Source organism: Heterorhizobium halophytocola, assembly GCF_017873095.1.
Lineage (GTDB): Bacteria > Pseudomonadota > Alphaproteobacteria > Rhizobiales > Rhizobiaceae > Allorhizobium > Allorhizobium halophytocola.
On the sequence record NZ_JAGGJU010000020.1, the window covers coordinates 17,000 to 43,108 of the forward strand.

The window sequence follows — 26,109 nt, forward strand, 5'->3', positions numbered from 1 at the left end:
GCCTTTCCCCCCACCCACCGAACCATCACCGTCGCATGAAAAGACCCCGGGGCTCGCGCTCCGGGGTCTGGGCTTTGGTGGGCTTGCGCTTCCGGTGTTTGCCGTCCGGTGCGCCTGCGTTGAAGGCTGTGGCGGCGAAGCCTCAGAACTCTTCCCAGTTCGATGCCGCAAGCGCGGTATTGCCGGCCACGGCGGGGGCGCGACGCGGCGCCGAGGGCGCTGCCTGCGCGGGGGCTGCGGCCTGCGCGGTCGGCCGGGCCATTGCCTTTGCCGTCTGGCTGAGGGCCGCCACGGCCATGTTGTTGGTCGACGACAGCTTGAAGTTGGCGATCAGGTCGCGCAACTGGCCGGCCTCGCTGGCAAGGGCGGCCGAGGCGGCGTTGGATTCCTCCACCATCGCGGCATTGCGCTGTGTTGTCTGGTCCATCGAGTTGACGGCGTGGTTGACTTCCAGCAGGCCGGTCGACTGTTCCTTGGCGGCGAGCGCGATGGCGTCCATATGGGTGTTCATCTCGGTGATGAAGCCACCGATGGTGCGCAGCGCCTCGCTCGCCTCGCGAACCAGATTGACGCCGCTCGACACTTCGGTCGAGGAGTTCTGGATCAGCTGCTTGATCTCCTTCGCCGCGTTGGCCGAGCGCTGCGCCAGTTCGCGCACTTCCTGGGCGACGACGGCAAAGCCCTTGCCGGCCTCACCGGCACGTGCCGCCTCGACGCCGGCGTTCAGCGCCAGCAGATTGGTCTGGAAGGCGATCTCGTCGATCACGCCGATGATGTTGGAGATCTGCTGGGACGATCCCTCGATCTTGCGCATCGCCTCCTCGGCGCGGGCAACCACTTCGGACGACTGGTCGGCCGACTTGTTGGCATGGGCTGCCACCGAGCGGGCTTCCTCGGTCCGCTGGGTCGAATTCGAGACGTTGGCGGTGATTTCCTCGACGGCGGCGGCGGTCTGTTCCAGGGCGGCTGCCTGCTGCTCTGTGCGCTTGGCCAGATCGTCGGCGCTGGTCGAGATCTCGCGGGTGCCGGTCTGCATCGTGGCGACACTGTCGGAAATGGCCGAAAGCGTGCTGCCGAGCTGCGAGACGGACTGGTTGAAGTCCTGCCGCAATGCCTCGAAATCCGGTGCGAAGGCTTCGTTGAGCTGGAAGGAAAGATCGCCGGCGGCCAGTCGCTTCAGGCCCTTTGCCAGGCCGGCGGTTGCGATCTGCAGACGCTCGGCGGCTTCCGCCTCGGCGCGCTGCTGGGTCGTGACACGGTCGATTTCGGCCTGCTTGCGGGCTTCTTCCGCTTCGGATTCCAGGCGCTTGTTGCTGATCGCCGCTTCGCGGAAGATCTGCATCGATTTTGCCATCTGGCCGATCTCATCCTTGCCGCCGTCCTCGATATGGACGTCGAGATCGCCGTCGGCCAGCCGTGCGGTGGCCTTGGAAAGGCGGCCGAGCGGCAGCGAGATCAGCATGTAGTTCATCAGGCTGAGGCCGAGCGCCAGGATGGTGACGAGCACGGCAGCGGTGAAGCTGATGATTTCGACGCTGCGCATCGCGGCCTGCTGCTCATGCGAGGTGTTGAGCGACTGCTTTGTAATGTTGTCGTGGATGCTGTTCATCGTTGCGGTGAACTCGCCGATCATCCTGGCGCTGTCGCCGGTCAGTTCCATCGCGCGGGCCAGATCCACGGTGTCGGGCTTGCGCATCAGGTCGATCTGCTTCTCGATGAATTCGGCGCGCCATTTGCGGATACCGGCGGCGGCATCGTTGAAAGCCGGAAGCTCGGCCGGGGCGGTTGCAGCATACATCTTCTCGAGCGAGGCGATGTCCTCCTCGAGATGGTTCAGCATGTCCTGGGTGTTCGAGACGAAGTCGCGATTGCCCGTCAGCAGGAAGCTTTTCAGCGCGAGGCTGGCTTCGCCGACATCGCTCGAGATGTCCGAGGTGAGAGCCAGCACCTTGGAGACCTGCCGGTCTTCCTCGACCAGCGTCGTCGCAGACATCATGTTGGTGAATGTCAGGGCGCTGGATCCTACGGCGATGACGGCCAAAATACCGAAAGAGATGAAACTCTTGGTGCTAACAGAAAGATTCTTGAACATTCCGATGTCCTTTGAGGGCAATCCTGCTGAGGCTGGACTTCCGTCGGCTGGGGGGCGACATGGGGTCGAGTCTTGCCTTGTGGGATGACTTGTCCGTTGTTGATCAGCTGCCGGCGGCCTGACGGCGCTGCAGTTCGGTCAGATTGTATTCGAGCGTCACCGCACCGATCTCGGTCTTGCCGTCGGTGTCGTTGATGGTGAAGCTCACCTGACCGCGCCAGATCTTGTTGTCGTCGTCCCATTCCGGCTCGTCGATGAACACGGCTTCGGGGCCGACATCGAAGGTCTTCTGGAACTTGCCTTCGTCGCCCTGCCAGAAATCGCTGGTGATCGAGCTCTGGCCGACATTGAGGCCGTGCTTGTCCATCACGAAGATCTCGGCGAACAGGCCGAGCGAGCGGCCCTGCATGCGGCTGAGATAGACCGAAAGCGGATTGGAAAGGGTCGCAGAAATCAGCGGCTTGTCGTCGCTCTCGCGCTCTGCCTTCCACTGGTTGTCCAGCGCATCGATCTTCGCCTGGTTGAGGTCGGTCAGGCGGTGGTTCTGCGCCTGGATGGACACGCGGACGATGTCGGTGTTGATCCAGGCCTGGGCGTCCTTCAGAACGGCCGGCGTGATCATGTCTTGAATCTTGGGCGCCGGTGGCTCGGCTGCCGCGGGTTCGACGGCTGCTATTGCGGCTGCGATCCCCCAGAACATTACAATATTGCGCATATTCCTCTCCTTTGTCCCCTTAATCTTAGGGGCAATTATTTAAGACATCCTGAATTTAGCGTGCACTTAATTCTAATGCGAACTAATTGGATCGGAACGTCTCGGAGCGGTAGGATGCAAGGCATAGCCGGCGTGTTGCCCGGCGGGTTTTTCAAGCCGGCGACCGGTTCTCGATGGTCAAAAGCCGCGCCTGTCAGATGAAGACGAGGGTGAGGAAGTAGAGGCCGCTGGCGACGATCGCGGCACCCAATCCCTGGACGAGCTTGCCGTCCATGACCCGGCCCAGCGCGTAGCCGATGCCGATGCCGGCGATGTGGATGACGCCGGTGGAGACGACGAAGCCGACGGTAAAGGCGGCCGGATCGGAGGCGCGCAAGGTCATCTGACCATGCGGATAACCGTGGAAGACGGCAAAGATCGCGACCAGCGCCACGGCGATCCATTCGGGCGCACGCCATCTGAGCGCGATCACGCCGCCGAGCACGATCTGCGACAGGGCGATCGCCAGCCGGATCGTCGGGTCGGGGATCAGGCCGAACATGCCGGCAATGCCGCCGACGCACATGATCAGCGGAAAGGTGGCGGGCAGGATCCAGACCGAGCGTCCGCCCATCTGCGCGCCCCAGAGGCCGACCGCCAGCATGGCCAGCAGGTGATCGAAGCCGGCCAGCGGATGTTCGAAACCGCTGCCGAAGCCGCCCATCGGGCCGCCCAGCGCATGGGCCTCAGCAAGCCCCGGCAAAAGCACAGCCATCATCGCAAGCGGAATGCTCTGGCAGGCGCGTAAAAGTTGCGCCATTGTTGCGGAAGTCCGGGCCATCGATCTACTCCATCCGTCGCTACGCGTGGCGGTCCTGTCGGTCATCGCAAACAGGCGCCGTCGCCTGTCTACAATCCCAAGTGATTCGGTTATAGTCGCGGCGCCTTCAAGCCTCGCTCGGCCGGCGTCGACGGCTGAACTGCGGCATCCGCCAAAGTTCGGACGCATTGACCGACTTGGTTTGCGGCAAGACCGGTGCGGGCCGAATTGCGCCTGATCGGTCCATGCGTTCAAGATCCCGTTGCGGAGTTGCCCGATGTCATCACCAAGCCTGTTGTCCCGGTCGCGTCTTCCTGTGAAAGCCGCGCGCGCCGTCGTTCCCTTGGCGATCCTTTGCCTGCTTTCGGCGCCGGGCCTGGCGCAAGCCCACATCATCCAGGGCGAGACCGGTGGCTTCCTGCATGGTTTCGAACATCCGTTGTCGGGTCTCGATCACCTGCTGGCGATGTTCTGCGTCGGCCTTTGGGGCGCGCAGATGGGCGGGCGCTCGGTCTGGACCATGCCGATCACCTTTCCGCTGATCATGGTCGTCGGTGGCCTGCTCGGCATTGCCGGCGTGCCGATCATCGGCATCGAGACCGGCATCGCGCTGTCGATCATCGTGCTTGGCGGTGCCATCGCCTTTCGCTGGCATCCGCCGGCTATCGTGTCGCTGGCGGTCATCGCCGTCTTCGCCATCTGCCACGGTTATGCGCACGGCGCCGAATTGCCGGCCGCGACCGATCCGGCCGACTATGCGATCGGCTTTGTCGTGGCGACCGGCCTGATCCATCTGGCGGGCATCGCCGTCGGCCTGTTCTTCCAGCGCATCCGGGGCGGCGAGCTGTCGCGGGCGCTGGGTGGCCTGATCGGGCTCGGTGGCTTCTACTTTCTCGTTGCCGGATGAGCCTGGCGTCGCATCTGCCGTCCAGATCGGTCCTGCTCGGCCTTTGCCTGCTGATCGCGGCAGGGCTTGCCGGCATCGGCATGTCCGCGCTCCCGGTCCTGCAATTCGGCGGGACCTATGCCGACTGGCCGCTGTCGTCGGTGGTCAATCCGCAGCAATTGCTGACACTTGCCGGTCTCGGTCTCCTGATCGGTCAGATGGGGATGACGGCAGACGGGCAGGTGCCGGCGCTGCGGCGGGCATCCGTCTCGGCGCCACGACTGCGCTGGATCGGCTGCGCGGTGCTGCTGGTCGGCCTCGGCCTCGGCCTGGCATGGCGCGAGCCGATCCTGCGCCTGCTGGCCCCCATTCCGGGCGCCGAGGTAACCGGCTTCCTGACCGGCCCGATTGCCGGCCTGTTGACGGGGTTGGCACTGGTCTTGCCGGCCGGCTGGCGCGCCCGTCTGTCGCTGACGCTCATCCTGCCGGCAGCCGCCCTGCTGGCGCTTGCAACCGCGTTGTCCGATCCGACGCTTCATGCCGCCAACTATATGCGGTGGGCGCTGGCAACCGAACTCTGGATCATCGCCGTCTTCGCGCTGGTCGCAACGCTGGTCCGCCATCGCGCCGCCATCACCGGCGGACGCATCCTCGCCAGCTGGATGATCGCCATCAGCCTGCTCTATGGCGGGGTCGAGGTCGCAGTCCGCAAGACGGCGATCGCCGTGCCGTATCCGCCGGTGAGCGACAGCGGCGCGTATCCAGGCTTCGACAGCCTGCTGCGGCGCCTCGACGGGGAGGGCAATTGACATGCGGCACCTGCTGACATCCTTGCTCGTCCTGTCTCTGTTGATCGCGCTTGCAAGCCCGGCGTCCGCCCATCCCGATATTGCCGTCACCACCCGGCTGCTGTTCGACATGCAGGGCGGTACCGTCGTTCGCCTGCTCGAAAGCTGGACCTTCGACCGGTACCGCAGCGCTGCCCTGATGCGCGCATTCGACGCCGACCGGGACGGACAGCTGAGCGACGGCGAAGGCGCGGCATTGCTGGACGGCATCCTGCCGGACCTCGCGGCAAAAGACTATTTCACCGCGGTGACCAGCGCTGGCGAGCCCGTCGCGCTGGACCGTCGGATCATGATCGAGGCGCGGGCGGAAAACGGTATCGTCAGTCTTGCCTTCGCCCTGCCGCTGACGGGTGCTGCCCACCCGGATGCCGCCCACCCGCTGTCGGTCATGCTGTCAGACCCGAGCTATGTGATGGCCTTCCGGCCGGCGGAAGGTCACGCGCTGCAGCTGCGTGGCGATGATGGCGACTGCCGTTTCTCCACCGAAGACAGGCCGGCGGACCGCTATTTCGGTGGCCTGGTCGTGCCGCGGGCGACCGTGCTGATCTGCCGCTGATGCGGTAAGATCAGCCGAGGATCTCGGTCGAAAAGCTGGGGTTGCCGCGGATCGTGTTGGAGACGGTGCAGACTTCGTGCTCGGCGCGGTCGGCGATGGTCTTGCGGGTCGCGTGGTCGATATCGCCGGTGATGCTGAAGCGGATGTGGAAATGCCCGACCCGCGACAGGCCTTCCGTTGCCTTGTCGCCGGTAACCGTCGCCGTGATCGCAGAAATCCGGTCGTGCAGGCCCATCTCGCTTGCGACGATGCGGGCACTCATCGCAAGGCATCCGGCCAGCGAGGCATAGAGCAGGTCGAGCGGATTGAAGCCCGCCTGCGAGGCGCCGGTGACGATCGAGATCTGCCCGCCGGTCGCCGACGTGATTGCAGGAAAGCCGGTACGGCCGAGAACGGCGGTGGCACCGACGGGGCGGGTTCTCGGCGTGGCGGCGGACATGGCTTTCCTATCCTCGGGGGCTGCGCAAAGGTTTCGCGGAATATGGCGTTGCCGTCAGGTCAATGGAAGATCTCGCGGTTTGCCGCAACCTCTTCCTGGAGAAAGGCGATGACGGCGCGGACGCGGGCAAGCTCGCGCGCGCTTTCATGAAACACCGTCCAGTAGGAGCGCTGTATCGCGATCTCCGGCAGGAGCCGCACGAGCTCTGGATGGGCGCGGGCGATATAGCTGTGCAATATGCCGATGCCGGCGCCGGCCCGCACGGCCTCGGTCTGGCCCGTGGCGCTGGAGATCTCGAAGCCGGCATCCCAGTTCTTCATCACCTCGCCGGTGAAATTCAGCGAGGGGGCGAAGATCAGATCCTCGACATAGCCGACACGGCGATGTCCGGCGAGATCGTCCAGCCGGCGGGGCAGGCCGGCCTGATCGAGATAGCTGCGCGCGGCATAGAGACCCAGCGTGTAGTCGGTGAGTTTCGACGAGATCAGCCGTCCGTGATCCGGCCGCTCGATGGTGATGGCGATATCCGCCTCGCGGCTCGACAGCGAGAAGGCGCGCGGGACCGGCACCAGCTGGATCTTCAGTTCGGGATATTGCTCGGTCAGCCGCCCGAGGCGGGGTGAGAGAAAGGCAACGCCGAAACCGTCCGGCGCGCCGATCCGGACCGTGCCGGAGATCGCCCGGTCGACCCGGCCGATATTGGCCTGGGCGGCCAGCATTTCCGTCTCCATCCGTTCCGCCGCCGCCAGGAAGATCTCGCCTTCAGGGGTGAGTTCGCAGCCATTCGTGCGGCGGGTCAGCAGCTTCGTCTGCAACTGTTCCTCGAGCGCGGTTACCCGCCGCGACAGCGTGGCATGGTTGACGCCGAGCCGTCTGGCGGCCGACAGAAATTGACCGGCCCGGGCAACGGCCAAAAAGATGCGCACATCATCCCAGTTCATTGCGGCGACCATCAGCTTGAGGGGGGAGGGCGGTGAATGATCATCGCACACGGTGCAATGGCGCACAACAAATCACGGTCAACAGATATGCGTTGTGCAATTGGTGATATCTCACGCAGCCGGGAAGGGCGCCGCCGGATCAAGGCCCAATGCCGCCATCTTGCGTTCGAAATCGTCGGCGATGTCGGAAAGCCTGATCGCGGCGAACCGTGCGAGGAGCAGGGCCTCGGCCTGGTGCCTGGCCGTTTCCAGCGCCTCGTTGACGGCGATCTCGACCAGGCAGTTCGCGTGATCGTTCGACGCGACAAGGCAGAACAGCTCGGGCCGGCCGATGGCGTCCCAGACATCGAAAAGCGTGATGTCGGACAGTGCCCTGGCCAGCGACCAGCCGCCGCCGTGTCCCTTGCCCGACAGCACATAGCCGCGGTCGCGCAGCCCGGCCATCGTGCGCCGAACCACCACGGGGTTGGTGCTCAACATGGCGCTGATGACGTCGGATGTCATCGGCCCACCGCCTCGGTCGAGGTGGATCAGCACATGCAGCATCCTGGAAAGTCGGCTGTCGCCTCGCATCGGTAAAGACAAAGCTCCGTTCAATGGCTTTCACCCAGTCTAGGCCAAAGACCGTCATGCAACAAGTGATGTTACGTGTATTGACGGAGATGATGAATCGTAACATAAAAAGATACATGAAACTGGAAAGACGTTCTCATGTCTGGAATTTATGACGTCGTCGTCATCGGCGGCAGCTTTGCCGGCCTCTCGGCCGCCATGCAACTCGTCCGGGCGCGCCGCCGCGTGCTCGTCATCGATGCGGGCAAGCCGCGCAACCGTTTTGCCCAAGCCGCCCACGGCTTTCTCGGCCAGGATGGCGTATCCCCGGCGCAAATCCGCAGCACGGCGATGGAGCAACTCCGGCGATATCCGAGTTTTTCCGAGCTTGACGGCGAGGTCATCGCCGCCCGACGGGAGACAGCGGGTTTCGCGGTCAGCCTGGCTGGCGACAGGATGGTGCTGGCGCGGCGGCTGATCCTGGCGGTCGGCGTGCGCGACGACCTGCCGGAGATCGAGGGGCTTGCGCCGCTCTGGGGCACCAGTGTCCTCCATTGCCCCTATTGCCATGGCTACGAGATCGGCGGCGGACCGATCGGCCTGCTGGCCTCCTCGCCGCTTGCCCACCACCAGGCGGCACTCCTGCCGGACTGGGGCGAGACGACAGTGTTTCTGGAGCCGGGCATCGACTTTGCCGACGACGAGAGGGCACTGATGGCGCGGCGCGGCGTGCATATCGAGCGGGAGAAGGTCGTGCGGCTGGTCGCCGACGGCAAGGTGCTGCAGGCGGCCGAATTGGCTGACGGACGCCGGGTGCCGATCAAGGCACTTTTCGTCCAATCCAAAGTCGTGCCCGCCGCGCCGCTTGCCGCTGAGTTGGGCGCCGAAATGGCCGAGGGGCCGCAGGGTCCTCACATCAGGATCGACGACTGGGGTGCAACGACGGTTTCGGGCCTGTTTGCCGCCGGCGATGCGGCAACGCCCATGCACAACGCCACCTTCGCCAGCGCCGCGGGCGTCAAGGCAGGCGTGATGGCGCATCGCTCGCTGATCTGGGAGGACTGACGATCATCGATGATGATGAGGGCGCGCGGCAGGCGTCCAAAGCTGCCTGTCCTGCCTCCTTCGATGTCGCGGCGTCGCCGGATCGATGCTAGTTTCCCGTTGGGGAGGCAGCATGCAATCCTGCCCTCTCCAGCCGGGAGGAGGACGCGGCCGGGCAGCCACCCGCTGCGGATGCGAGAGGAGCGCGAAAAAAGATGGCAATGGCAAAGAACACGATTTGCCTCTGGTATGACAGGGACGCGGAGGAAGCTGCCCGCTTTTATGCAAAGGTCTTTCCCGACAGTTCGGTCGGCACGGTATGCCGCGCGCCGGCCGACTTTCCCTCCGGCAAGGCGGGCGATGTGCTGACCGTCGAATTCACGGTCGCCGGCGTGCCTTGCATGGGTCTCAATGGCGGCCCGGCCTTCGCCCCTGACGAGGCCTTTTCCTTCCAGATCTCGACCGAGGACCAGGCCGAGACCGACCGCTACTGGAACGCCATTGTCGAAAATGGCGGCCAGGAAAGCGCCTGCGGCTGGTGCAAGGACCGGTGGGGCATTTCCTGGCAGATCACGCCGCGCGTGCTGATGGAAGCGCTGGCCGCCGGTGGCGACGAGGCCCGGCGCGCCTTCGCCGCGATGATGGAAATGGGCAAGATCGACGTGGCGAAGATCGAGGCGGCCAGACGCGGCTGATGCTGGTGACGGGCGTGGCCCTGCGACCGCGCCCGCCGGCTCCGGCCTTATCGCGCCGTCACTGCAACGGCCGGCCGCAGGCCCATGACGACAAGCGCGCCGAGCGCATAGAAGCCGATCACCGACAGCCAGATCGCGCCCGGCCACTGGTCCCGGACGCTGAAATAGAGACCCGAAAAGATAAGCGGCGCTGCAATCGATGCCAGGCTGACCAGCGAGGCGAGTACGCCCTGGAACTGACCCTGTCGATCGGCGTCGACCTGGCGGGTGGCGAGCGATTGCAGCGCCGGCACGCCGACGCCGCCAAGGGCAAAGACCGGCATGACCGCGAAGATCACCCAGCCTTCGGTGGCGAAGGCCATGACGCCAAGCGCAAGGCAGACGCCGGCAACACCGCCGAGCACCGCGCCGCGCTCGCCGAGCCGCTTGACCGCCAGGCCCGGAAGAAAGGCCTGGACAAGCGTCTGGCAGAGGCCAAAGGCGCCGAGCGACAGGCCGATATGCAGGCCGTCCCAATGAAAGCTGTCTGCACCCCAGAGCGCCCAGCAGGTGCCGTAGGCCTCGCCGGTCGCGCTGAACAGCAGGAAGACGAGAATGAGCGGCAACAGGTGCTTCATGGCGAAGGCCCAGCGCAGCGGTGCCAATGGATTGAGGGCGGCAAGATCGATCTTGCGACGACCCGCTGCGCGCGGCTCCGGCAGGACGAAGACGGCGACGAGCAGGTTGGCGGCGTTCAGCAGCGCAGCGGCGATGAACGGCAGCCGCACCCAGATATCGCCAAGCATGCCGCCGAGCACGGGACCGATGATGAAGCCCATGCCGAACATGGCATTGGTCAGGCCGAAGCGCCGGGCCCGCTCGTCTTCGCGCGAGATGTCGGTGATATAGGCCATCGAGACGGACATGTTGGCGCTTGTCAGGCCGGCGATGGCGCGGCCGACGAACAGCATCCAGAGGCTGGGCGCGAATGCCAGGATCAGATAATTGACCGCAGCCCCGGCAAGCGAAATCAGCAGGACCGGGCGGCGGCCGAGGCGGTCGGAGAGGGCGCCCAGAACCGGGGCGCAGAGGAATTGCATGGCCGCGTAGAGCGCGGTCAACGTGCCGATCAGGGTGGCGACATTGCCGCCATCGGCGACGTCTTGCAGCAGGGAAGGGAGGATCGGGAAGATCAGGCCGATACCCACGGCATCGAGCAGGATTGCAGTAAAGATGACAAACAGGGGCTTGGTCATGACGGTGTGCTCCGGCCGATCGGCGCGGCACCGCAAAGCGTCCACGGCTTTGCTGCCCGTCCGAGCGGCGTGAAAGGGTTCAGGTTTTTTCGGAAGCGCTGGCCGATCCTGCGCCAGGGCAGGGCCGACGTGTACTTGACCGCCTGGACGCCAATTCGTCCACCGTCTTACTCCGCCATTGGCGGATCATGGGAAGCGGTCGCTTTTCGCGACGGCGGCTTTTTACGCCGCATCGGCAATCCTGGCAAGCCGTCGGTTATGGGGTGCCGGTCGGATGCAATCCGGGCGCCATCCTCTCGCCTTTTGTTTATTTTCGCACAACGGATTGCGAATTCATCGCATTGCCTTGTGCATTCAAAAGCGCATACTTCGGCCAAACAATCGGAGGAAACCCATGAATCAGATCGGTCATTTCATCGACGGCAAACGCGTGGACGGTACGTCCGGACGCACACAGCCCGTGTTCAACCCGGCGACCGGCGAGATCCAGGCGGACGTGGCGCTGGCAAGCGACGCGGAAATCCGCGCGGCGGTGGAGAATGCCAAGGCGGCGCAGCCGGCCTGGGCTGCCACCAATCCGCAGCGTCGCGCCCGCGTGTTCATGAAATTCGTCGACCTGCTGAACCAGAACATGGACGAGCTCGCCGTCATGCTGTCGAAGGAGCACGGCAAGACGGTCGAGGATTCCAGGGGCGACATCGTGCGCGGCCTTGAGGTCTGCGAGTTCGTCATCGGCATTCCGCATCTGTCGAAGAGTGAATTCACCGAGGGTGCGGGTCCCAATATCGACATGTATTCGATCCGCCAGCCGGTCGGCATCGGCGCCGGCATCACCCCGTTCAATTTCCCGGCGATGATCCCGATGTGGATGTTTGCGCCGGCAATCGCCTGCGGCAATGCCTTCATCCTGAAGCCGTCGGAGCGCGATCCGTCGGTGCCGCTTCGCCTTGCCGAGCTGATGATCGAGGCCGGTCTGCCGGCGGGCATCCTGAACGTCGTCAATGGCGGCAAGTCTGCGGTCGACGCGCTTCTGGCCGATCCGGATATCGGCGCGATCTCCTTTGTCGGCTCGACGCCGATTGCCCGTTATGTCTACGGCACGGCAACGGCCAGCGGCAAGCGCGCCCAGTGCTTCGGCGGCGCCAAGAACCACATGATCATCATGCCCGATGCCGACCTTGACCAGGCGGCCAACGCCCTGATGGGCGCCGGCTACGGCTCGGCCGGCGAACGCTGCATGGCGATCTCGGTTGCCGTTCCGGTCGGCGAGGAAACCGCCAACCGGCTGATCGACAAGCTGACGCCGATGGTCGAAAGCCTGCGCATCGGCCCCTATACCGACGACAAGGCCGATCTCGGCCCGGTGGTCACCAAGGAGGCGCAAGCCCGCATCCGCGGCCTGATCGACAAGGGTGTCGAGGAAGGTGCCAAGCTCGTCGTCGACGGTCGCGACTTCAAGCTGCAGGGCTATGAGGACGGTTATTTCGTCGGCGGCTGCCTGTTCGACGATGTGACGCCCGACATGGACATCTACAAGACCGAGATCTTCGGACCGGTGCTGTCGGTCGTCAGGGCGAAGAACTACGAGGAGGCGCTCGACCTGCCGATGCGCCACGAATACGGCAATGGCGTTGCGATCTACACCCGCGATGGCGATGCGGCGCGCGACTTCGCCTCGCGCATCAATATCGGCATGGTCGGCATCAATGTACCGATCCCGGTGCCGCTGGCCTATCACTCCTTCGGCGGCTGGAAATCGTCGTCCTTCGGCGACCTCAACCAGCACGGCACGGATTCGATCCGCTTCTGGACGCGGACCAAGACCGTTACCTCCCGCTGGCCATCCGGCATCAAGGACGGCGCCGAATTCGTCATGCCGGTGATGAAGTAACGATTTCCGGGTCTCTGACCGCCTAACTGCAGAACAAAGGCGTCGCCCGGCCACGGACGGCGCCTTTTTCGTCGCCGGGCCCTGCCGCGAACATCCGGACGATGGAGCGCGCGGTTGTGTCAAATATGGTAGTGTGCTTATAGACTGGCGAATGACCCGCAGCCGGCTGCGGATCAGGAGAGAAGGGACAGGTTTATGAGTTTGACAGACACCCCTGCGGCGACGCAGGGCCCGTTGTCGCGTGGTGAATTTCGCGGTGCCGCAGGGGAATATTTCGGCATCTGGATCGTCAACATCCTGCTGACCATCGTGACGCTCGGGATTTATTCCGCCTGGGCGAAGGTGCGGCGCAACCGCTATTTCTATGGCAATACCTATGTCGACGGGCACGCCTTCGATTATCATGCGCGCGGCAGGCAGATCCTGATCGGCCGCATCATCGTGCTCGTCGTGTTCGGCGGCTTCAACCTGGCCGCGACCTTCTTGCCGCTGCTTGCCCTTATCACGCCGCTGATCTTCATGCTGGTGCTGCCCTGGCTGTTCCGGCGCGGGATCCGTTTCAGCGCGCGGGTGACGAGCTACCGCAATGTCCGCTTCGACTTTGTCGGCACGACGGCAGGCGCCTACAAGGCGGTTTTGCTGGGCGGTATCGTCTCGGTGCTGTCCTTCGGTCTTGCCGTTCCGGTCGCCTCGCGCTGGTTCTACACATGGGTGTTCAACAACCTGCGCTACGGCGACCGGGCCTTTGCCAGCAGGCCGCGGCTGGCGCCGATCTACATGGCCTGGATCATCCCGATGATCCTGATCATCGCCGGCGGCCTGTTCTACCTGGCGGTCTTTGTTGCGATCTTCGCGGTGGCCGCGCAGGTCGGCGAGGACAAGGAGGATATCGCAGGCAAGCTCGAGACACTGATGAACATCGCGCCGGCCGTGATCTGGATCGTGATGATCTTCTACCTGATCGCCTTCCTGTTCTACCGCGTGGCGGTGCGCAACATCGTTTTGAACGCGACCGTTTTCGATGGAAGGCACCGGCTGTTCAGCGACATGCGCCGGTTGCGCTATCTCTGGATCGTGGTGTCGAATACGGTGGTATCGGTACTGACGCTTGGTCTCATGCGCCCCTGGGCGGCGGTACGCGAACAGCGCTACAAGATCGGCCATACCGGCATCCTGATCGACGGCGACATGGACGAGGTGATGACGGCGATCGAGAAGACCGGACCGGCCGCATCGGCCGAATTCCTCGACATGGAAGGGTTCGACTTTGGATTCTAGCGAGCAAAGGGTTGCGCCGCGGCGGATCGCTGTCGGTCACTGGCACCCGCCCGGTTCCAGCCGGGCCGAGCCTGCACGGCTGGATCTGCGCGGGCGCACGCTGACGGTCAGCCTCGACGGCGCGCCGGGCGATCCGGTGGCGATCGGCGATCTGGCCTCGGTCGCAATTTCCGATCGGGTCGGGCGCATTCCGCGTCGCCTGGAGTTCAACACCGGCGCGCTGTTCGAGACCCTCGACAATGAGGCGATCGACGATCTGCTGAAGGGGCGCCGGGTCAACCGGATGGGCGCCGTCCACTGGCTGGAGCAGTTTCATCCGCGGCTTTTGGTGCTGGTGGCGGCGGTGGTGCTGCTCGCGGCCTCGATCTACCGCTACGGCGTGCCGGCGCTGGTCGAACTGGCGGTGTGGATGACACCGCCGGTCGCCGAAAGGGCAATGGCGACGGGCACGCTTGCCTCGCTCGACAAGGCGGTGTTCAAACCGAGCACCCTGCCGCAGGAACGGCGCGACGAGATTGCGGGCGACTTCAGGGAACTTGCCGGCTTTGCCGCGCGCGGCAGGGACGGCTACACGCTGAACTTCCGCGGCGGCGGCGTCATCGGCCCGAATGCCTTTGCGCTGCCGGGCGGCACGCTGGTTCTGACCGATGAACTGGTCGAGCTCGCCGGCGACGACGAGGAGGCGATCCTCGGCGTGCTGGCCCACGAGATCGGTCATGTCGACCGCCAGCATTCGCTGCGGCAGGTCTATCGCTCGGCGGGAACGGCCGCACTGATCATGCTGATTGCCGGCGATATCGGCGATGCCGGCGAGGATCTGCTGACCGGCGGCGCCGCCCTGCTGTCGCTGTCCTATTCGCGCGGCGCCGAGAGCGACGCCGACCACGTTTCGGTCGAGTTGATGCACAAGGCGGGGCATGATCCCCGGTCGATTGCGCGTTTCTTCCAGCTGATCGAGGAAAAGCTCAAGGTAAAGGGCAAGAGTTCGATCCTGTCGACCCATCCCGGCACCGCCGAGCGTCGGGAGCAGGTGGATCGCTGGATCGCGGAGATGGAATAGAAGAAGGCGGCTCCCGGGCCGCCTTTTTAACGATCAGTGAGCCGAGGAAAGCTCAGCCCTGCGGACCGTCATTGAGGCCGACCTTGTCGACCAGTTCCGAGGCGGTCTTGCGGTTGGCGGCGATGTCGGCCAGCGGCAGCGCATCCGGCTTGATGTCGCCGAAGGACTTGACGATCGCGGACGGCTCGGCGCCCGGCATGACAGGATATTCGAACACCTGCTCGGCATAGATCGTCTGCGCCTCGCCGGAGGCCAGGAATTCCATCAGCTTGACGGCATTGTCCTTGTTCGGTGGGTATTTCGCCAGCGCCATGCCGGAAATGTTCACATGGGTGCCGCGGTCGTCGGTATTGGGAAACAGGATCTTGATGGCGGCCGCCCATTCCTTTTCCTGGGGTTCCTTATCGTTGGTCATCATCAGGCCGACATAATAGGTGTTGCCGAGCGCGATATCGCATTCGCCGGCCATGATCGACTTGGCCTGGCTGCGGTCGTTGCCGTCCGGCTTGCGGGCAAGGTTGTCGCGCAGGCCCTTCAGCCAGGTCTCGGTATAGTCGGCGCCGTGGTGTGCGATCATCGAGGCGAACAGGCCGATATTGTAGGAATGCTGGCCGTCGCGCATGCAAAGCCGCCCCTTCCATTTGGGGTCGGCGAGTTCCTCATAGGTGATCTTCGTGTCCGACACCCGGTCCTTGGAGGCATAGACCACGCGGGCGCGGGTGCTGAGGCCGAACCATTCTCCTTCAGGATCGCGGAAGCTCGCCGGGATGTCCTTGTCGATCAGCTCATCCTTCAGCGGCTGGGTCACGCCGCCTTCCTTGGCCTCCACCAGGCGGGAGATGTCGACGGTCAGGATCACGTCCGCCGGGGAGTTGCGACCCTCGGCTGCCATGCGCTCGACCAAGCCCTTGTCGAGGAACAGCACATTGGTCTCGATCCCGGTTTCCTTGGTGAAGGCGTCGAGCAGCGGCTGGATCAGTTCCGGCTGGCGGTAGGAGTAGATGTTGACCTCGCCATCGGCCAGCGCCGGCCCGGCCACGCCCGCTGCAATGGCGAAAGCGACGGCGGCGCGGTTGAAAATGGTCGTCGACATGGCGTGTCTCCCCTGTATGCCGGATTACTTGAGCGTGATATTCATAAATAATCCGCAGGTCAACGCGCGGCCGGCCGCCGCCGGGGTGGACGGGTCGAAAACTTGACTAATTTGGAATTGTTCAAAAGTACGAATGACGCTATATAGGGCCCAAGCCTAACAAGACTGCCTTTGAGTCGGGAGTGAAGCATGCGTTTGACCAAGCAGACCAATTATGCCGTTCGTATGCTGATGTACTGCGCGGCCAACCATACCCAGCTGAGCCGCATCCCGGAAATCGCCAAGGCCTACGGCGTCTCCGAACTCTTCCTGTTCAAGATCCTGCAGCCGCTCAACAAGGCCGGCCTGGTGGAAACCGTGCGCGGTCGCAATGGTGGGGTTCGCCTCGGCCGGGCCGCCGACAAGATCACCCTGTTCGATGTCGTCAAGGTCACCGAGGACAGCTTCGCCATGGCGGAATGCTTCGAGGATGACGGCGAGATCGATTGTCCTCTGGTCGACAGCTGCGGCCTGAACTCCGCCCTGCGCAAGGCGCTGAACGCCTTTTTCGAGGTGCTGGCCGAATACACGATCGACGATCTGGTGAAGGCGCGCCCGTCGATCAACATGCTGCTCGGCCTCGACGACCTGGCGCCGCGCAAGGCGGCAGCACCCGCCGCCTGAGCGACGGAGCACCGCTCCATATGTCGAAAAGCCCTGCCAGCGCAGGGCTTTTTTCGTTCGGACGGCAGCCCGGTAGCGGCAGCGCGTTGTTGCATGCTAGCGTTGCGGGACTGCGGAAATGTCGAGCGGAGGGTCGATGATGATGAATTCGGCGGTGGTCACCTGCACGGTGACGCGGGAGGCGAAGGCTCTCTATGAGCAGGTCTGGCATCCCGAGCGTTTCGCCGCGTGGGCTTCCGGGCTGAGCCAGGCCAGACTGCAGGCCCAAGCGGATGGCACATGGACGGGGCAGGGGCCGGAAGGACCGATCCGCGTCAGGTTTACCGACCACAATCCCCATGGCGTGATGGACCACTGGGTCGATATCGGTGGCGACACCATCTTCTACATCCCCCTCAGGATCATCGCCAATGGCACCGGCAGCGAGGTGATGCTGACGCTGTTCCAGTATCCCGGCATGACGGACGAAAGATTTGCCGCCGACCGCGACTGGGTGATGCGCGACCTCCTGGCGCTGAAGGCGCTCGGCGAGGCGGCCGGCTGAACGCAGCGCCGTGCACGGCATGGAGCGCCCCGCCGCGGAGGCGGGGCGGCGAGGCGCGGGGGGCGCGAAAGTTTCAGAGGTCGGCGCCGAGCCTCTGGTCGTAGTCCGCCTTCAGCCGCTTCCATCCATCCCAGAAGGGCTCCGGCTGCGTGCCGGCGATCCTTGCGACCAGAATGTCGAGATGCATGTGCCAGCCGGCGCCGATCATCAGCATGTTGGTGCGGTCGGAGATGCGGCGATGGGTGAGGGTCAGCAAGACCTCGCCTGCCTTTTCGCGAAGCTCGAAGGTGACTTCGCCGCGCGGCGGCCAGGCAAAGGTCAGCCGATGCGGCGCATCGATCTCGAGGATCGTCGAGTCCATGCTGTGCTCCGTGCCGAAGCCTTCCGGCTTGTCACCCGGCGGATCGGTGAGCTCGTCGTTGCGCCATGTCAGCGTGAAGGCCGCATCCGCCGCAAGCGGCATGTCGCCGGAGGCCAGCCACTGGCGACGCAGGTCGCTGTCGGTCAGATAGCCCCAGACGCGGTCGATCGGACCCGGCAGCCGCCGGCGGATCTGGATGGTGGCAGGTTCTGTCACGACGCCATAGGCATCGATTTCGGCAATCTCGTTCATCGTCATTCTCCTTTGTTGTTGTCGTCAGAATTGTCCGAGCGACGGGCATCGTCGTCGCGCAGAAGGCGTTCCAGCGTGTCGAGCCTGCTGTTCCAGAACTGCTCGTAGTGGCGGAGCCACTCATGGGCGCTGGCGAGCGGCCCGGGCTCCAGCCGGCACATATGGGTGCGGCCCTGCACCTCCCGGCGGATCAGCCCGGCGCCTTCCAGAACCTTGATATGTTTCGAGGCGGCCGCCAGCGACATGTCGAAGGGGGCGGCCAGTTGCGACACGGTGCGCTCCCCGGCAGACAGCCGCCGCAGCATATCGCGGCGGGTGGCGTCGCCCAGGGCATGAAACACGGTGTCGAGTTGGGGTGCGAGATAATCAACCATGTGGTTGAATATGGACGAGCGGAAAATGATTGTCAACCGATTGGTTGAATGATTTTGCGGATTGGGAAAACGTCGTGTTTCACCCCGACCATTCGCTCGACTTTCAATCCGTCGCTACCCCCCCACTGGCCTGCCGGCCATCTCCCCCTCAACGGGGAAGATCAGAATGTGGCGAGCCTGCCGGACCTCTCCCGCGTTTCTGGCGGTAGTCAGCTTCATTTTGGCCAAATCATCGCTTCACGGACCCGACCATTTCCTCCAGTCACCGGCATGCATCGGTCGAGCGGCCGCGCCCAGCCGATCTCCCCCCTTGAGGGGGAGATGTCCGGCAGGACAGAGGGGGCGCCCCGAACTTAGTTCGAAAGGTTCGAACTCCTAAACCCCGAGCTTGTCGCGCAGGCCGTACCACCAGGCGCCGAGCATGGTGAGCGGCACGCGGAATGTCTTGCCGCCGGGGAAGGGGTAGGCCTGCAGCGAGGACCAGACGTCGAAGCGGCCGGCATGGCCGGCGACGGCTTCGCCGAGGATCTTGCCGAGCAGATGGGTCGTCGTCACCCCGTGACCGCTGTCGCCGTGGGAGAAGAACACGTTGTCGGCAAGCTTGCCCATATGCGGGATGCGGGTGAGGGTGAGGGCGAAATTGCCCGACCAGGCGAAATCGATCTTCGTGTCTGCCAGTTGCGGAAAGGTCTTCAGCATGTTCGGGCGGATGACGCCGGTCAGATTGGCCGGGTCCTGCCCGCCATAGCCGATGCCGCCGCCGTAGAGCAGACGGTTGTCGGCCGTGCGCCGGTAGTAGTCGAGCACGTAATTGGCATCCTCGACACAGTAATTGGCCGGCAGGAGGCTTTCGATCAGGCCGGCATCGAGCGGCTCGGTCGCCATCACCTGGCTGGAGACCGGCATCATCTTGTCGGTGATCTGCGGCAGCATCGCGCCCATATAGGCATTGCCGCAGACCAGCACGTATTTCGCCTTGACCGACCCGGTGGCTGTCCTGACCACGGGGGCAGCCCCCATCTCGACATCGGTGACGCGCGACGTCTCGAAGATCCGGGCCCCGAGACTTTCGGCAGCGGCCGCTTCGCCGAGCACCAGGTTCAAGGGATGGATATGGCCGCCCAGCCGGTCGATCATGCCGCCGGCATAGCGGTCGGTCTTCACATAGCGACCGACCTCGCCCTTCGAGACCATGTCCAGCCCCGAATGGCCGTGCTTTTCCCAGTTGGCCTTCACCTCGGCCATTTCGCGGATCTGCTTGTCGGTGAAGGCGGCGAAGAAGCCGCCGTCGACGAGATCGCATTCGATCCCGTATTTCGCCACGCGTTCGCGGATGATCGCGGCGCCTTCCAGCGACATTTTGCCGAGGGCCGCCGCACGGTCCGGGCCGTAGCGCCTGGCGATGACCTCCAGATCGCGGCTGTAGCCATTGACGATCTGGCCGCCATTGCGCCCCGATGCGCCGTAGCCGATCCGTTCGCCTTCGACGACGATGACCTTGTAGCCGTTCTCCGACAGTTGCAGCGCCGCCGAAATGCCGGTGAAACCGGCACCGATCACGCAGACATCCGCCTCGTGATCGCCGACGAGCGGATCGCGGACCCGCTTGTCATTGGCCGAAAAGGCATAATAGGAGGGCGCATGGCCGGGATTGGTGGCGGATGTATGGGGCATCGCAGTCAACCTCAGACGGTTCTGATATAGGCGTCATACTCGACATCGGTGACGCGCAGGGCAAATTCGGAGACTTCCTGGTATTTGCAGGCCGAATAGAGCGAGCGGTATTTCGGGCCGAGCGCGGCATAGGCAAAGCTCGACTTGGCAAAGCGCTGCAGCGCCAGATCCCAGTTGGTCGGCAGCGGCTCGTGGTTGATCGCGTGGTCGTCGCCGGTGATGGCGCCGCCCGGCGCGAGCTTTTCGCGCATGCCGAAGAGTGCTGCCGAGAGGATCATCGCCAGAACCAGATAGGGGTTGGTATCGGCACCGGCGACACGGTGCTCGATGCGGGTCGCGGGCTTCGACGCGGTGATGACGCGCACGGCGGCCGAGCGGTTGTCGATCCCCCAGGAGGCATAGGTCGGCGCATGCTCGGACGGGCGAAGACGGCGGAAGGAGTTCTGGTGCGGGGCAAAGATCGCCATGCTCTCGCCCATGTTCTCGATCAGCCCGCCCACCGAATGCATCAGTTTGTCGGAGGGACCGTCGGCCCCCGCATAGATATTGTTGCCGGCCTCATCGAGCATGGAAAAATGCACATGCATGCCCGAGCCCGCCTGCATGCCGTAGGGCTTGGCCATGAAGGTGGCGTCGAGGCCGTTGCTGCGGGCAACGCCCTTGACGATCCGCTTCAGCAGCACGGCGTAGTCGGCGGCCTTCAACGCGTCCGGCACATGGTTGAGATTGATCTCGTACTGGCCGGGACCGTTTTCGCGCAGCGTCGTGTCGGCCGGCACGCCCTGTTCGCGGGCTGCCTGGGCAATGCCGTGGAACACGTCCTGGAAATCCTGCAGTTCCGAGATCGACAGAACCTGGGTCTGGCCGGTGTGCCAGCGTCCGTCGCGGGTGTTGGGCGGGCGGACCGGATCGAGCGCCGAGCGCACCGGGTCGATCAGGTAGAATTCGAGTTCGGTCGCCACCACCGGCGTCATCTTCGCCTTGGCCAGCCGTTCGACGACATTGGCAAGCACCCGGCGCGGATCGGCATAGAAGGGCTTGCCGTCGACTTCCATCTGCAGCAGCACCTGGGCCGTCGGCCGCGACAGCCAGGGGACGCGCGACAGGCTGCCGGGCACAGGAAAGCACATGCCGTCCGGATCGCCGGTGCCTTCGGCAAGACCGGCGGCATTGACGTCGCGGCCCCAGACGTCCAGCGCATAGACCGAGCGCGGCATCGCCATCCCGTTGGTCAGCACGTCCAGCGCCCGTTCGCGCGGGATCCACTTGCCGCGCGGCACGCCGTTGACGTCGATGACGAAGGCTTCGAGGACCTCGATGTCCGGGTTGGCGTCGAAGAAGGCTTTGACCTGGCTATGAATATCCATCGAGATTCCGGCAGTGACTGAAGGCGGGTATCTGCCGGTCCGCGTGTGGCCCGGCAGCAGGGGCCAAGGCTTACCATGCGCCCCCGGCCTTCGCCATAGCACGGGCCCGATCTCGTCCCATCATTGCTAAGGATTTCAGATGGCGAAGCGCTCCGGTCGCCAGGCGGCGATGTCGAGGAAGGGCTTTTCGCCGGTCATCGCCTCGGCGATCAGCCGGCCGGTGACCGGGCCGAGCGTCAGCCCGTGATGCGCATGGCCGAAGGCGAACCAGAGGCCGTCATGGCGCGGCGCCTTGCCGATCACCGGCAGCATGTCCGGCGTGACCGGGCGAGCGCCCATCCACGGTTCGGCATCGAGCCTTTCGGCCAGCGGGAAGATGTCGCGGGCAACCTTTTCGGCGCGCTCCAGCTGCACCGGCGATTTCGGCGCATCGCGATCGGCAAATTCGGCGCCCGTCGTCAGCCGGATCCCCTTGTTCATCGGCGCCAGGAAGAAGCCCTTCTCGACATCCATGGTCCAGTTGTTGAGCACCGCGTTTCCCGCCGGGGCATAATGCATGTGATAGCCGCGCTTCACGCCGAGCAGGAAGCGGTAGCCGAGCGGGCGGGTGATTTCGTCGGCCCAGGGCCCAAGCGCCAGCACCACTTCCGGCGCCTCGACGGGGCCATCCACCGTCTGCACCTGCCAGCCCGTTCCCGTCTGTTTCAGCGTCTTGGCATCGCCATGGACGAAGCGGCCGCCGAGGCTCTCGAAATAGTGCAGATAGGCAAGCGTCAGCGCATGCGGATCCTTGACCGTCCACGGATCGGTCCATTGCAGGGCGCCGACGAAGTCGCGCGACAGATGCGGCTCGGTGCGCCGCAATTCGTCTGCCGAAAGCGCCTTGTGGCCGATGCCGTAATCGCGGCGCAGGCCCTCTGCCTCGGCCAGCACCGCGTCGCGCTTGGCGGTGCTGCGGAAGGCTTCGACCCAGCCGGTGCGGCCGATCAGGGCGTCGGCGCCGGACGCCTCGATCAGGTCCTTGTGTTCGGTTACCGAATTTTCGATCAGCGGCGCATAGGCCTTGGCGATCACCGCGTGCCGGGGCGTGTTCGAATGCCACCAGTAGCGCGCCAGAAAGGGGGCGATCTTCGGCAGGAAGCGCGCGTGGTAGTGCATGTCGATGCGGTTGTTGAGCCCGTAGCGGAACAGCTGGGCGATCTCCTGCGGAAAGCCGTAGGGCACGATGCCTTCGCGCTGGATCAGCCCGGCATTGCCGAACGAGGTCTCTTCGCCCGCGCCGCGTCGGTCGACAAGGGTGACGGCGCGGCCGCGCCGGGCAAGGTGGATGGCTGTGGACACGCCGATGATGCCGGCGCCGAGGACAATTGTTTCTGCCGGCATGGTCTGACTGGAAATCCGTGATGCGCCGCGATATCGGGACACCATGGCGCCGCCCTTGCCGCCGCGCAACAGCAAAAAGGCGGCATGCAACTGAATCTCGATGCCGCTCCCATGCGGAACAAGGCAGGCAGCCCGGCGGTTGTTGTTGCAAGAGACAATCGGCCGATGGGAGGTTTCCAATGAAGACGCATGGTTTCAACAGGCAGCAGAACCGCATGGATACAGGCCTTGAAACGAACGCCAATGCGGGCGTCGCGCGGCGACTGGCGCGCATGCTGGCACCGCTCGTGGTGCTGAGCGCATCCGTGCTGGTGTTTCCCCCATCCGCCGGCGCTGTTGATGCCGCGCCGAAGACCGACTGCATCGTGCCGACCGATCCGGATCAGCCGGCCGACGATCAGGCGACCGGCAAGGACAGCGGCTCTGCCGAGGACGAGCAATCCCTGACGGAGACGCTGGACGACTGCAACGGCGTCTTGAAGCCGCCGGTCGTCGGCGATCACGAGATGGTCGAGCCGGCACCCGATACGGGCGAAACGCCGGTGATCAAGCCGCAGGACGTGCCGGCCGATCCGACGCCCAAGCCTTGACAAGCCGCTGCGGCGGAAGGCCTTGGCTGCGGCTTATTCTTGATTATTCCGGCGTGACCACACGGCGCACGACGCGTGTTAATGTCAGGCCCTGGACGATGATGGTGAACAGCACGACGACATAGGTGGCCGCAAGGATCGTCGCCTTTTCCGGAATTTCCGGCAAGGACAGGGCCAGTGCCACCGATATGCCGCCGCGCAACCCGCCCCAGGTCAGCGTCGCCACCGTGCCGCGGACGAAGGTCTGCCAGGGGCGCATGGCCAGTATCGGCAGCCCGACGGCGATGAAGCGGGCGAGCAGCACGATCGGGATCGCCGCCAGCGGCAGCAAGGTCAACAGCTGTGCTTCGCTGCGCAGGATCAGCACTTCGAGCCCGATCAGCAGGAACAGCACCGCATTGAGGATCTCGTCGATCAATGTCCAGAAGCCGAAGAGATAGCGTTGCGTCAGGTCGCTCATCGCCCGCTGCGGTCCGCGATTGCCGAGGAACAGGCCGGCCGCCACCACCGCAATCGGTCCACTGACATGGATATGGTCCGCAAACGCATAGGTGGCGGTGACGGTGGCCAGCGAGACGATCACCTCGACCGAATAATTGTCCACCTTTTCCATCGCCTTGAACGACAGGAAGCCGGCGGCAAGGCCCAGCAGTCCGCCGCCAAGGGCCTCCACGACGAGCATGGAACTGGCGTCGCCGAGCGCAGCCAGGCCCTGTTCCCCGCCGCTTGCCATCGCCAGTGTGACGCTGAACAGCACGACGCCGACGCCGTCGTTGAACAGCGATTCGCCGCTCAGGTCCGCGCGCAGCGAAGCCGGCATCGCCACCGCCTTCAGCGCAGCGAGCACCGCGACCGGATCGGTCGGCGAAATCAGCGCGCCGAAGACCAGCGCCCACATGAAGGGAATGGGCGTGCCGATCGCCGCACTGACGAACCACACGGCCGTCGCAATCAGGCCGCTGGAGATCAGCACGCCGAAGGTCGCCATCACCGCGACGACCACCTTGCGCGAATGCAGCGTCGAGAAATCGACATGCAGCGCGCCGGCGAACAGCAGGAAGGCCAGCATGCCGGTCAGCAGCGTTTCCTGGAAGTCGACGGCACGGACCACCGTTTCCAGGCTCTGGTCGAGACTGATCGCCGGAAACAGCGCATTGACCCCGAGCAGCCCGATCGACACCAGAAGCGCCATCAGCAGAATGCCGACGGTGTTCGGCAATTTCAAAAACCGTTCGTTGATCCAGCTGAAGACTGCGGTCATCGTCAAAACGATGGCGATGACATCGAAGGGGGCGGGCGCGGCAAATTCCATGCCGCGGTCTTAGCAGACCGAGCGATGGCTGGGGAGGGCAAAGTTGGGTGGGGTGATCGACCCGGAGGCTTCCGGCGCCCTCATGTCGATATCGATCCGGGGATACGGGGTCGATAGAGGTCCGAGCACCGTGTGGCAGTGCTCAAGCGTCCAAGCGGGCCGAGGAGGTGGCAAGTCGGAAGTGGTGCCTCCGTCTTCACGGTTAACCGGCCAATTGCAGTCTTTTTCACCGTTCTCACGGATTGTAAAAATGAAATTAGCGAGGTTTTAAGAAACGACTGGCAATCCTGCTTCCAACCATGAGGCAGGACATTGATCGCAAACCGTCGAGCATTTCTAGCAGGACTTGCCGCCACGTCCGTCGCGGCGGCATTCCCGCGTGAGGCTGCGACGGCGTGGAGTCCGGTAGCGATGTCCGGTTTGAATGCCAAGCTTGCGGGGCAGGGCCGGTATTTTGGCACTGCGGTACGCCACGATCAATTGGCCGAGTTGCCCGCACTTCGTCAGGCGATTGTCAGCAATTGCGGAGCGATCACACCTGAGATCGAGCTCAAATGGGCGGCTCTCGAATGGGAACGAGGGCGGTTTAATTTCCAGCCGGTCGATGACCTTCTGGCATTTGCCGACAAAAACGGCCTTGCCGTTCACGGCCACACCTTGCTCTGGGGACAGAGCATTCCACCATGGGCACAGGCGCATCTGGAGCAGCACCCGGGGGACTGGTCCATTGTCGCCACCTACATGACGACCGTGCTGTCTCGCTATCGGGGACGTATTCATCAATGGGATCTCGTCAACGAAGCGATCGATACGAGTGAACAGGACAATCTTCGCCGTAACCCGTTCTACAAGGCCTTCGGCCCGCAATATATTGAAAGGGCGATGGAGGAAGCGCGCGCACATGCGCCGGACGCGACATTCATCTTGAACGACTACAGCCTGGAGTATGACAATCCGGTCGACAATGCGCGTCGCCGCGCGATGTTGAGCCTGCTGGAACAGCACAAGCGAAACGGCACCGCCTTCGAGGGCCTGGGTATGCAGGCACACCTTGATCTCGGCAAGGGGCATGTCAATAAGCGGATTCTCAGACCCTTTCTTGAGGCCGTCGCGGATCTCGGCATGGAGATCTATATTTCCGAACTCGACGTTCAGGAGGCGGACCTCTCGGCCCCGCGCGATGTTCGCGACCAACGCGTGTCCGACGAAGTCCAGCGCTTTCTTGATATCGTTCTCGAGGTCCCCAATGTGAAGGGCGTCACGACCTGGGGGCTGTCGGATAACTTGTCCTGGCTGAATTCCGAGGAATACAAGCGTCTCGACGTGAAGGGTGCCCGCAGCGCCGAAAACCGGGGCCTGCCTTTTGACGGGTGTTGGTTTCCACGCAGAACTGAGCCGGTTAGGCGCATAATTTCCATTGAGAATTGAGCCATGTGAACCTTCCCCCAACGCGGTGAGCGACGGG

Annotated in this window: 26 protein-coding genes; 12 read left to right on the forward strand and 14 right to left on the reverse strand. The window is 64.1% G+C overall.

All coding sequences use genetic code 11. The features are described from left to right. Positions 1–142 precede the first annotated feature (142 nt). From J2Z17_RS24815 to J2Z17_RS24825, 3 genes are all read right to left on the reverse strand, one after another. Complete coding sequence (locus J2Z17_RS24815; RefSeq protein WP_209949481.1) at positions 143–2,092, reverse strand: methyl-accepting chemotaxis protein; 1,950 nt, start codon at positions 2,090–2,092, stop codon at positions 143–145. A 103-nt stretch (positions 2,093–2,195) separates the two neighbouring features. Next, entirely contained in the window at positions 2,196–2,807 is a 612-nt protein-coding gene (locus tag J2Z17_RS24820; protein WP_209949483.1) for a hypothetical protein, read from the reverse strand. A 193-nt stretch (positions 2,808–3,000) separates the two neighbouring features. Then, a complete protein-coding gene (locus J2Z17_RS24825) occupies positions 3,001–3,627 on the reverse strand; it encodes a HupE/UreJ family protein (protein WP_209949485.1) in 627 nt (208 codons plus the stop codon). Between the two features lie 256 nt (positions 3,628–3,883). Between J2Z17_RS24825 and J2Z17_RS24830 the strand changes: the two genes are divergently transcribed. From J2Z17_RS24830 to J2Z17_RS24840, 3 genes are read left to right on the forward strand one after another with little or no spacing between them, the layout of a single operon-like run. Then, a complete protein-coding gene (locus J2Z17_RS24830) occupies positions 3,884–4,513 on the forward strand; it encodes a HupE/UreJ family protein (protein ID WP_209949487.1) in 630 nt (209 codons plus the stop codon). Next, complete coding sequence (locus J2Z17_RS24835) at positions 4,510–5,301, forward strand: hypothetical protein (RefSeq protein WP_209949489.1); 792 nt, start codon at positions 4,510–4,512, stop codon at positions 5,299–5,301. Before J2Z17_RS24830 ends, J2Z17_RS24835 begins: the two co-directional genes overlap by 4 nt. A 1-nt stretch (position 5,302) precedes the next feature. Then, positions 5,303–5,896 (forward strand): DUF1007 family protein, encoded by a 594-nt coding sequence (locus tag J2Z17_RS24840; RefSeq protein ID WP_209949491.1) that lies wholly within the window; start codon positions 5,303–5,305, stop codon positions 5,894–5,896. A gap of 10 nt (positions 5,897–5,906) precedes the next feature. On the opposite strand, the gene J2Z17_RS24845 is transcribed toward J2Z17_RS24840, so the two are convergent. The 3 genes from J2Z17_RS24845 to J2Z17_RS24855 all read right to left on the reverse strand — a co-directional run bounded on the left by J2Z17_RS24845 (position 5,907) and on the right by J2Z17_RS24855 (position 7,849). Then, positions 5,907–6,335, reverse strand: a complete 429-nt coding sequence (locus J2Z17_RS24845; protein WP_209949493.1) for an OsmC family protein — start codon at positions 6,333–6,335, stop codon at positions 5,907–5,909. A gap of 59 nt (positions 6,336–6,394) precedes the next feature. After that, on the reverse strand, positions 6,395–7,276 hold the full coding sequence (locus J2Z17_RS24850; protein ID WP_209949495.1) for a LysR family transcriptional regulator: 882 nt from the start codon (positions 7,274–7,276) through the stop codon (positions 6,395–6,397). A gap of 111 nt (positions 7,277–7,387) precedes the next feature. Beyond that, complete coding sequence (locus J2Z17_RS24855) at positions 7,388–7,849, reverse strand: Rrf2 family transcriptional regulator (protein ID WP_209949497.1); 462 nt, start codon at positions 7,847–7,849, stop codon at positions 7,388–7,390. A 138-nt stretch (positions 7,850–7,987) separates the two neighbouring features. Between J2Z17_RS24855 and J2Z17_RS24860 the strand changes: the two genes are divergently transcribed. Both J2Z17_RS24860 and J2Z17_RS24865 read left to right on the forward strand, forming a co-directional pair. Beyond that, positions 7,988–8,893 carry an NAD(P)/FAD-dependent oxidoreductase gene (locus J2Z17_RS24860; RefSeq protein WP_209949499.1) on the forward strand — a complete coding sequence of 302 codons (906 nt, stop codon included), beginning with the start codon at positions 7,988–7,990 and terminating at the stop codon, positions 8,891–8,893. 194 nt (positions 8,894–9,087) lie between these two features. Then, positions 9,088–9,567, forward strand: a complete 480-nt coding sequence (locus J2Z17_RS24865) for a VOC family protein (protein WP_377300298.1) — start codon at positions 9,088–9,090, stop codon at positions 9,565–9,567. A gap of 47 nt (positions 9,568–9,614) precedes the next feature. Here the strand turns inward: J2Z17_RS24865 and J2Z17_RS24870 are convergent, their stop codons facing one another. Continuing rightward, positions 9,615–10,802, reverse strand: coding sequence for a TCR/Tet family MFS transporter (locus tag J2Z17_RS24870; protein WP_209949501.1), 1,188 nt, complete (start codon positions 10,800–10,802; stop codon positions 9,615–9,617). A 394-nt stretch (positions 10,803–11,196) separates the two neighbouring features. Here J2Z17_RS24870 and J2Z17_RS24875 point away from each other — a divergent pair, with 394 nt between their 5' ends. The 3 genes from J2Z17_RS24875 (at position 11,197) to J2Z17_RS24885 (ending at position 15,031) form a co-directional block, all read left to right on the forward strand. Next, positions 11,197–12,693, forward strand: coding sequence for a CoA-acylating methylmalonate-semialdehyde dehydrogenase (locus J2Z17_RS24875; RefSeq protein WP_209949503.1), 1,497 nt, complete (start codon positions 11,197–11,199; stop codon positions 12,691–12,693). Positions 12,694–12,888: 195 nt separating this feature from the next. Next, positions 12,889–13,971, forward strand: coding sequence for a YjgN family protein (locus J2Z17_RS24880; protein WP_209949505.1), 1,083 nt, complete (start codon positions 12,889–12,891; stop codon positions 13,969–13,971). After that, entirely contained in the window at positions 13,961–15,031 is a 1,071-nt protein-coding gene (locus J2Z17_RS24885; protein ID WP_245224348.1) for a M48 family metallopeptidase, read from the forward strand. The genes J2Z17_RS24880 and J2Z17_RS24885 overlap by 11 nt, the downstream gene beginning before the upstream one ends. 52 nt (positions 15,032–15,083) lie before the next feature. On the opposite strand, the gene J2Z17_RS24890 is transcribed toward J2Z17_RS24885, so the two are convergent. Beyond that, positions 15,084–16,124 carry a Fe(3+) ABC transporter substrate-binding protein gene (locus tag J2Z17_RS24890; RefSeq protein ID WP_209949507.1) on the reverse strand — a complete coding sequence of 347 codons (1,041 nt, stop codon included), beginning with the start codon at positions 16,122–16,124 and terminating at the stop codon, positions 15,084–15,086. 189 nt (positions 16,125–16,313) lie between these two features. Here J2Z17_RS24890 and rirA point away from each other — a divergent pair, with 189 nt between their 5' ends. Next, positions 16,314–16,787 carry an iron-responsive transcriptional regulator RirA gene (gene rirA, locus J2Z17_RS24895; protein WP_209949509.1) on the forward strand — a complete coding sequence of 158 codons (474 nt, stop codon included), beginning with the start codon at positions 16,314–16,316 and terminating at the stop codon, positions 16,785–16,787. A gap of 136 nt (positions 16,788–16,923) precedes the next feature. Then, positions 16,924–17,331: an SRPBCC family protein gene (locus J2Z17_RS24900; RefSeq protein ID WP_245224349.1), complete on the forward strand. Its 408-nt coding sequence runs from the start codon at positions 16,924–16,926 to the stop codon at positions 17,329–17,331. A gap of 73 nt (positions 17,332–17,404) precedes the next feature. Here J2Z17_RS24900 and J2Z17_RS24905 read toward each other — a convergent pair whose 3' ends face one another. The 5 genes from J2Z17_RS24905 to J2Z17_RS24925 form a co-directional block, all read right to left on the reverse strand. Beyond that, positions 17,405–17,944, reverse strand: a complete 540-nt coding sequence (locus J2Z17_RS24905; RefSeq protein WP_209949511.1) for an SRPBCC family protein — start codon at positions 17,942–17,944, stop codon at positions 17,405–17,407. A gap of 2 nt (positions 17,945–17,946) precedes the next feature. Then, positions 17,947–18,318 carry an ArsR/SmtB family transcription factor gene (locus J2Z17_RS24910; protein ID WP_209949513.1) on the reverse strand — a complete coding sequence of 124 codons (372 nt, stop codon included), beginning with the start codon at positions 18,316–18,318 and terminating at the stop codon, positions 17,947–17,949. A gap of 375 nt (positions 18,319–18,693) precedes the next feature. Continuing rightward, positions 18,694–19,992 carry an NAD(P)/FAD-dependent oxidoreductase gene (locus tag J2Z17_RS24915; RefSeq protein ID WP_209949515.1) on the reverse strand — a complete coding sequence of 433 codons (1,299 nt, stop codon included), beginning with the start codon at positions 19,990–19,992 and terminating at the stop codon, positions 18,694–18,696. Positions 19,993–20,003: 11 nt separating this feature from the next. Beyond that, entirely contained in the window at positions 20,004–21,359 is a 1,356-nt protein-coding gene (locus J2Z17_RS24920) for a glutamine synthetase family protein (RefSeq protein ID WP_209949517.1), read from the reverse strand. Positions 21,360–21,494: 135 nt separating this feature from the next. Next, on the reverse strand, positions 21,495–22,787 hold the full coding sequence (locus J2Z17_RS24925) for an NAD(P)/FAD-dependent oxidoreductase (protein WP_342454461.1): 1,293 nt from the start codon (positions 22,785–22,787) through the stop codon (positions 21,495–21,497). 134 nt (positions 22,788–22,921) lie between these two features. Between J2Z17_RS24925 and J2Z17_RS24930 the strand changes: the two genes are divergently transcribed. After that, on the forward strand, positions 22,922–23,332 hold the full coding sequence (locus J2Z17_RS24930) for a hypothetical protein (RefSeq protein ID WP_245224350.1): 411 nt from the start codon (positions 22,922–22,924) through the stop codon (positions 23,330–23,332). A 43-nt stretch (positions 23,333–23,375) separates the two neighbouring features. On the opposite strand, the gene J2Z17_RS24935 is transcribed toward J2Z17_RS24930, so the two are convergent. Continuing rightward, positions 23,376–24,644: a cation:proton antiporter gene (locus tag J2Z17_RS24935; protein ID WP_209949521.1), complete on the reverse strand. Its 1,269-nt coding sequence runs from the start codon at positions 24,642–24,644 to the stop codon at positions 23,376–23,378. 411 nt (positions 24,645–25,055) lie between these two features. Here J2Z17_RS24935 and J2Z17_RS24940 point away from each other — a divergent pair, with 411 nt between their 5' ends. Then, positions 25,056–26,072, forward strand: a complete 1,017-nt coding sequence (locus J2Z17_RS24940) for an endo-1,4-beta-xylanase (protein WP_209949523.1) — start codon at positions 25,056–25,058, stop codon at positions 26,070–26,072. Positions 26,073–26,109 lie beyond the last annotated feature (37 nt).

What these genes read in the sequence shown, in the direction of transcription:
- J2Z17_RS24835 (WP_209949489.1), top strand. Translation starts at nt 4,510, where the DNA reads ATGAGCCTGGCGTCGCATCTGCCGTCCAGATCGGTCCTGCTCGGCCTT.
- J2Z17_RS24875 (WP_209949503.1), top strand. Translation starts at nt 11,197, where the DNA reads ATGAATCAGATCGGTCATTTCATCGACGGCAAACGCGTGGACGGTACG.
- J2Z17_RS24855 (WP_209949497.1), bottom strand. Translation starts at nt 7,849, where the DNA reads ATGCGAGGCGACAGCCGACTTTCCAGGATGCTGCATGTGCTGATCCAC.
- J2Z17_RS24845 (WP_209949493.1), bottom strand. Translation starts at nt 6,335, where the DNA reads ATGTCCGCCGCCACGCCGAGAACCCGCCCCGTCGGTGCCACCGCCGTT.
- J2Z17_RS24820 (WP_209949483.1), bottom strand. Translation starts at nt 2,807, where the DNA reads ATGCGCAATATTGTAATGTTCTGGGGGATCGCAGCCGCAATAGCAGCC.
- J2Z17_RS24900 (WP_245224349.1), top strand. Translation starts at nt 16,924, where the DNA reads ATGATGATGAATTCGGCGGTGGTCACCTGCACGGTGACGCGGGAGGCG.
- J2Z17_RS24930 (WP_245224350.1), top strand. Translation starts at nt 22,922, where the DNA reads ATGAAGACGCATGGTTTCAACAGGCAGCAGAACCGCATGGATACAGGC.
- J2Z17_RS24905 (WP_209949511.1), bottom strand. Translation starts at nt 17,944, where the DNA reads ATGAACGAGATTGCCGAAATCGATGCCTATGGCGTCGTGACAGAACCT.
- J2Z17_RS24890 (WP_209949507.1), bottom strand. Translation starts at nt 16,124, where the DNA reads ATGTCGACGACCATTTTCAACCGCGCCGCCGTCGCTTTCGCCATTGCA.
- J2Z17_RS24850 (WP_209949495.1), bottom strand. Translation starts at nt 7,276, where the DNA reads ATGAACTGGGATGATGTGCGCATCTTTTTGGCCGTTGCCCGGGCCGGT.
- J2Z17_RS24935 (WP_209949521.1), bottom strand. Translation starts at nt 24,644, where the DNA reads ATGGAATTTGCCGCGCCCGCCCCCTTCGATGTCATCGCCATCGTTTTG.
- J2Z17_RS24870 (WP_209949501.1), bottom strand. Translation starts at nt 10,802, where the DNA reads ATGACCAAGCCCCTGTTTGTCATCTTTACTGCAATCCTGCTCGATGCC.
- J2Z17_RS24915 (WP_209949515.1), bottom strand. Translation starts at nt 19,992, where the DNA reads ATGCCCCATACATCCGCCACCAATCCCGGCCATGCGCCCTCCTATTAT.
- J2Z17_RS24860 (WP_209949499.1), top strand. Translation starts at nt 7,988, where the DNA reads ATGTCTGGAATTTATGACGTCGTCGTCATCGGCGGCAGCTTTGCCGGC.
- J2Z17_RS24925 (WP_342454461.1), bottom strand. Translation starts at nt 22,787, where the DNA reads ATGGTGTCCCGATATCGCGGCGCATCACGGATTTCCAGTCAGACCATG.
- J2Z17_RS24880 (WP_209949505.1), top strand. Translation starts at nt 12,889, where the DNA reads ATGAGTTTGACAGACACCCCTGCGGCGACGCAGGGCCCGTTGTCGCGT.
- rirA (WP_209949509.1), top strand. Translation starts at nt 16,314, where the DNA reads ATGCGTTTGACCAAGCAGACCAATTATGCCGTTCGTATGCTGATGTAC.
- J2Z17_RS24940 (WP_209949523.1), top strand. Translation starts at nt 25,056, where the DNA reads ATGTCCGGTTTGAATGCCAAGCTTGCGGGGCAGGGCCGGTATTTTGGC.
- J2Z17_RS24830 (WP_209949487.1), top strand. Translation starts at nt 3,884, where the DNA reads ATGTCATCACCAAGCCTGTTGTCCCGGTCGCGTCTTCCTGTGAAAGCC.
- J2Z17_RS24910 (WP_209949513.1), bottom strand. Translation starts at nt 18,318, where the DNA reads ATGGTTGATTATCTCGCACCCCAACTCGACACCGTGTTTCATGCCCTG.
- J2Z17_RS24815 (WP_209949481.1), bottom strand. Translation starts at nt 2,092, where the DNA reads ATGTTCAAGAATCTTTCTGTTAGCACCAAGAGTTTCATCTCTTTCGGT.
- J2Z17_RS24840 (WP_209949491.1), top strand. Translation starts at nt 5,303, where the DNA reads ATGCGGCACCTGCTGACATCCTTGCTCGTCCTGTCTCTGTTGATCGCG.
- J2Z17_RS24865 (WP_377300298.1), top strand. Translation starts at nt 9,088, where the DNA reads ATGGCAATGGCAAAGAACACGATTTGCCTCTGGTATGACAGGGACGCG.
- J2Z17_RS24920 (WP_209949517.1), bottom strand. Translation starts at nt 21,359, where the DNA reads ATGGATATTCATAGCCAGGTCAAAGCCTTCTTCGACGCCAACCCGGAC.
- J2Z17_RS24825 (WP_209949485.1), bottom strand. Translation starts at nt 3,627, where the DNA reads ATGGCCCGGACTTCCGCAACAATGGCGCAACTTTTACGCGCCTGCCAG.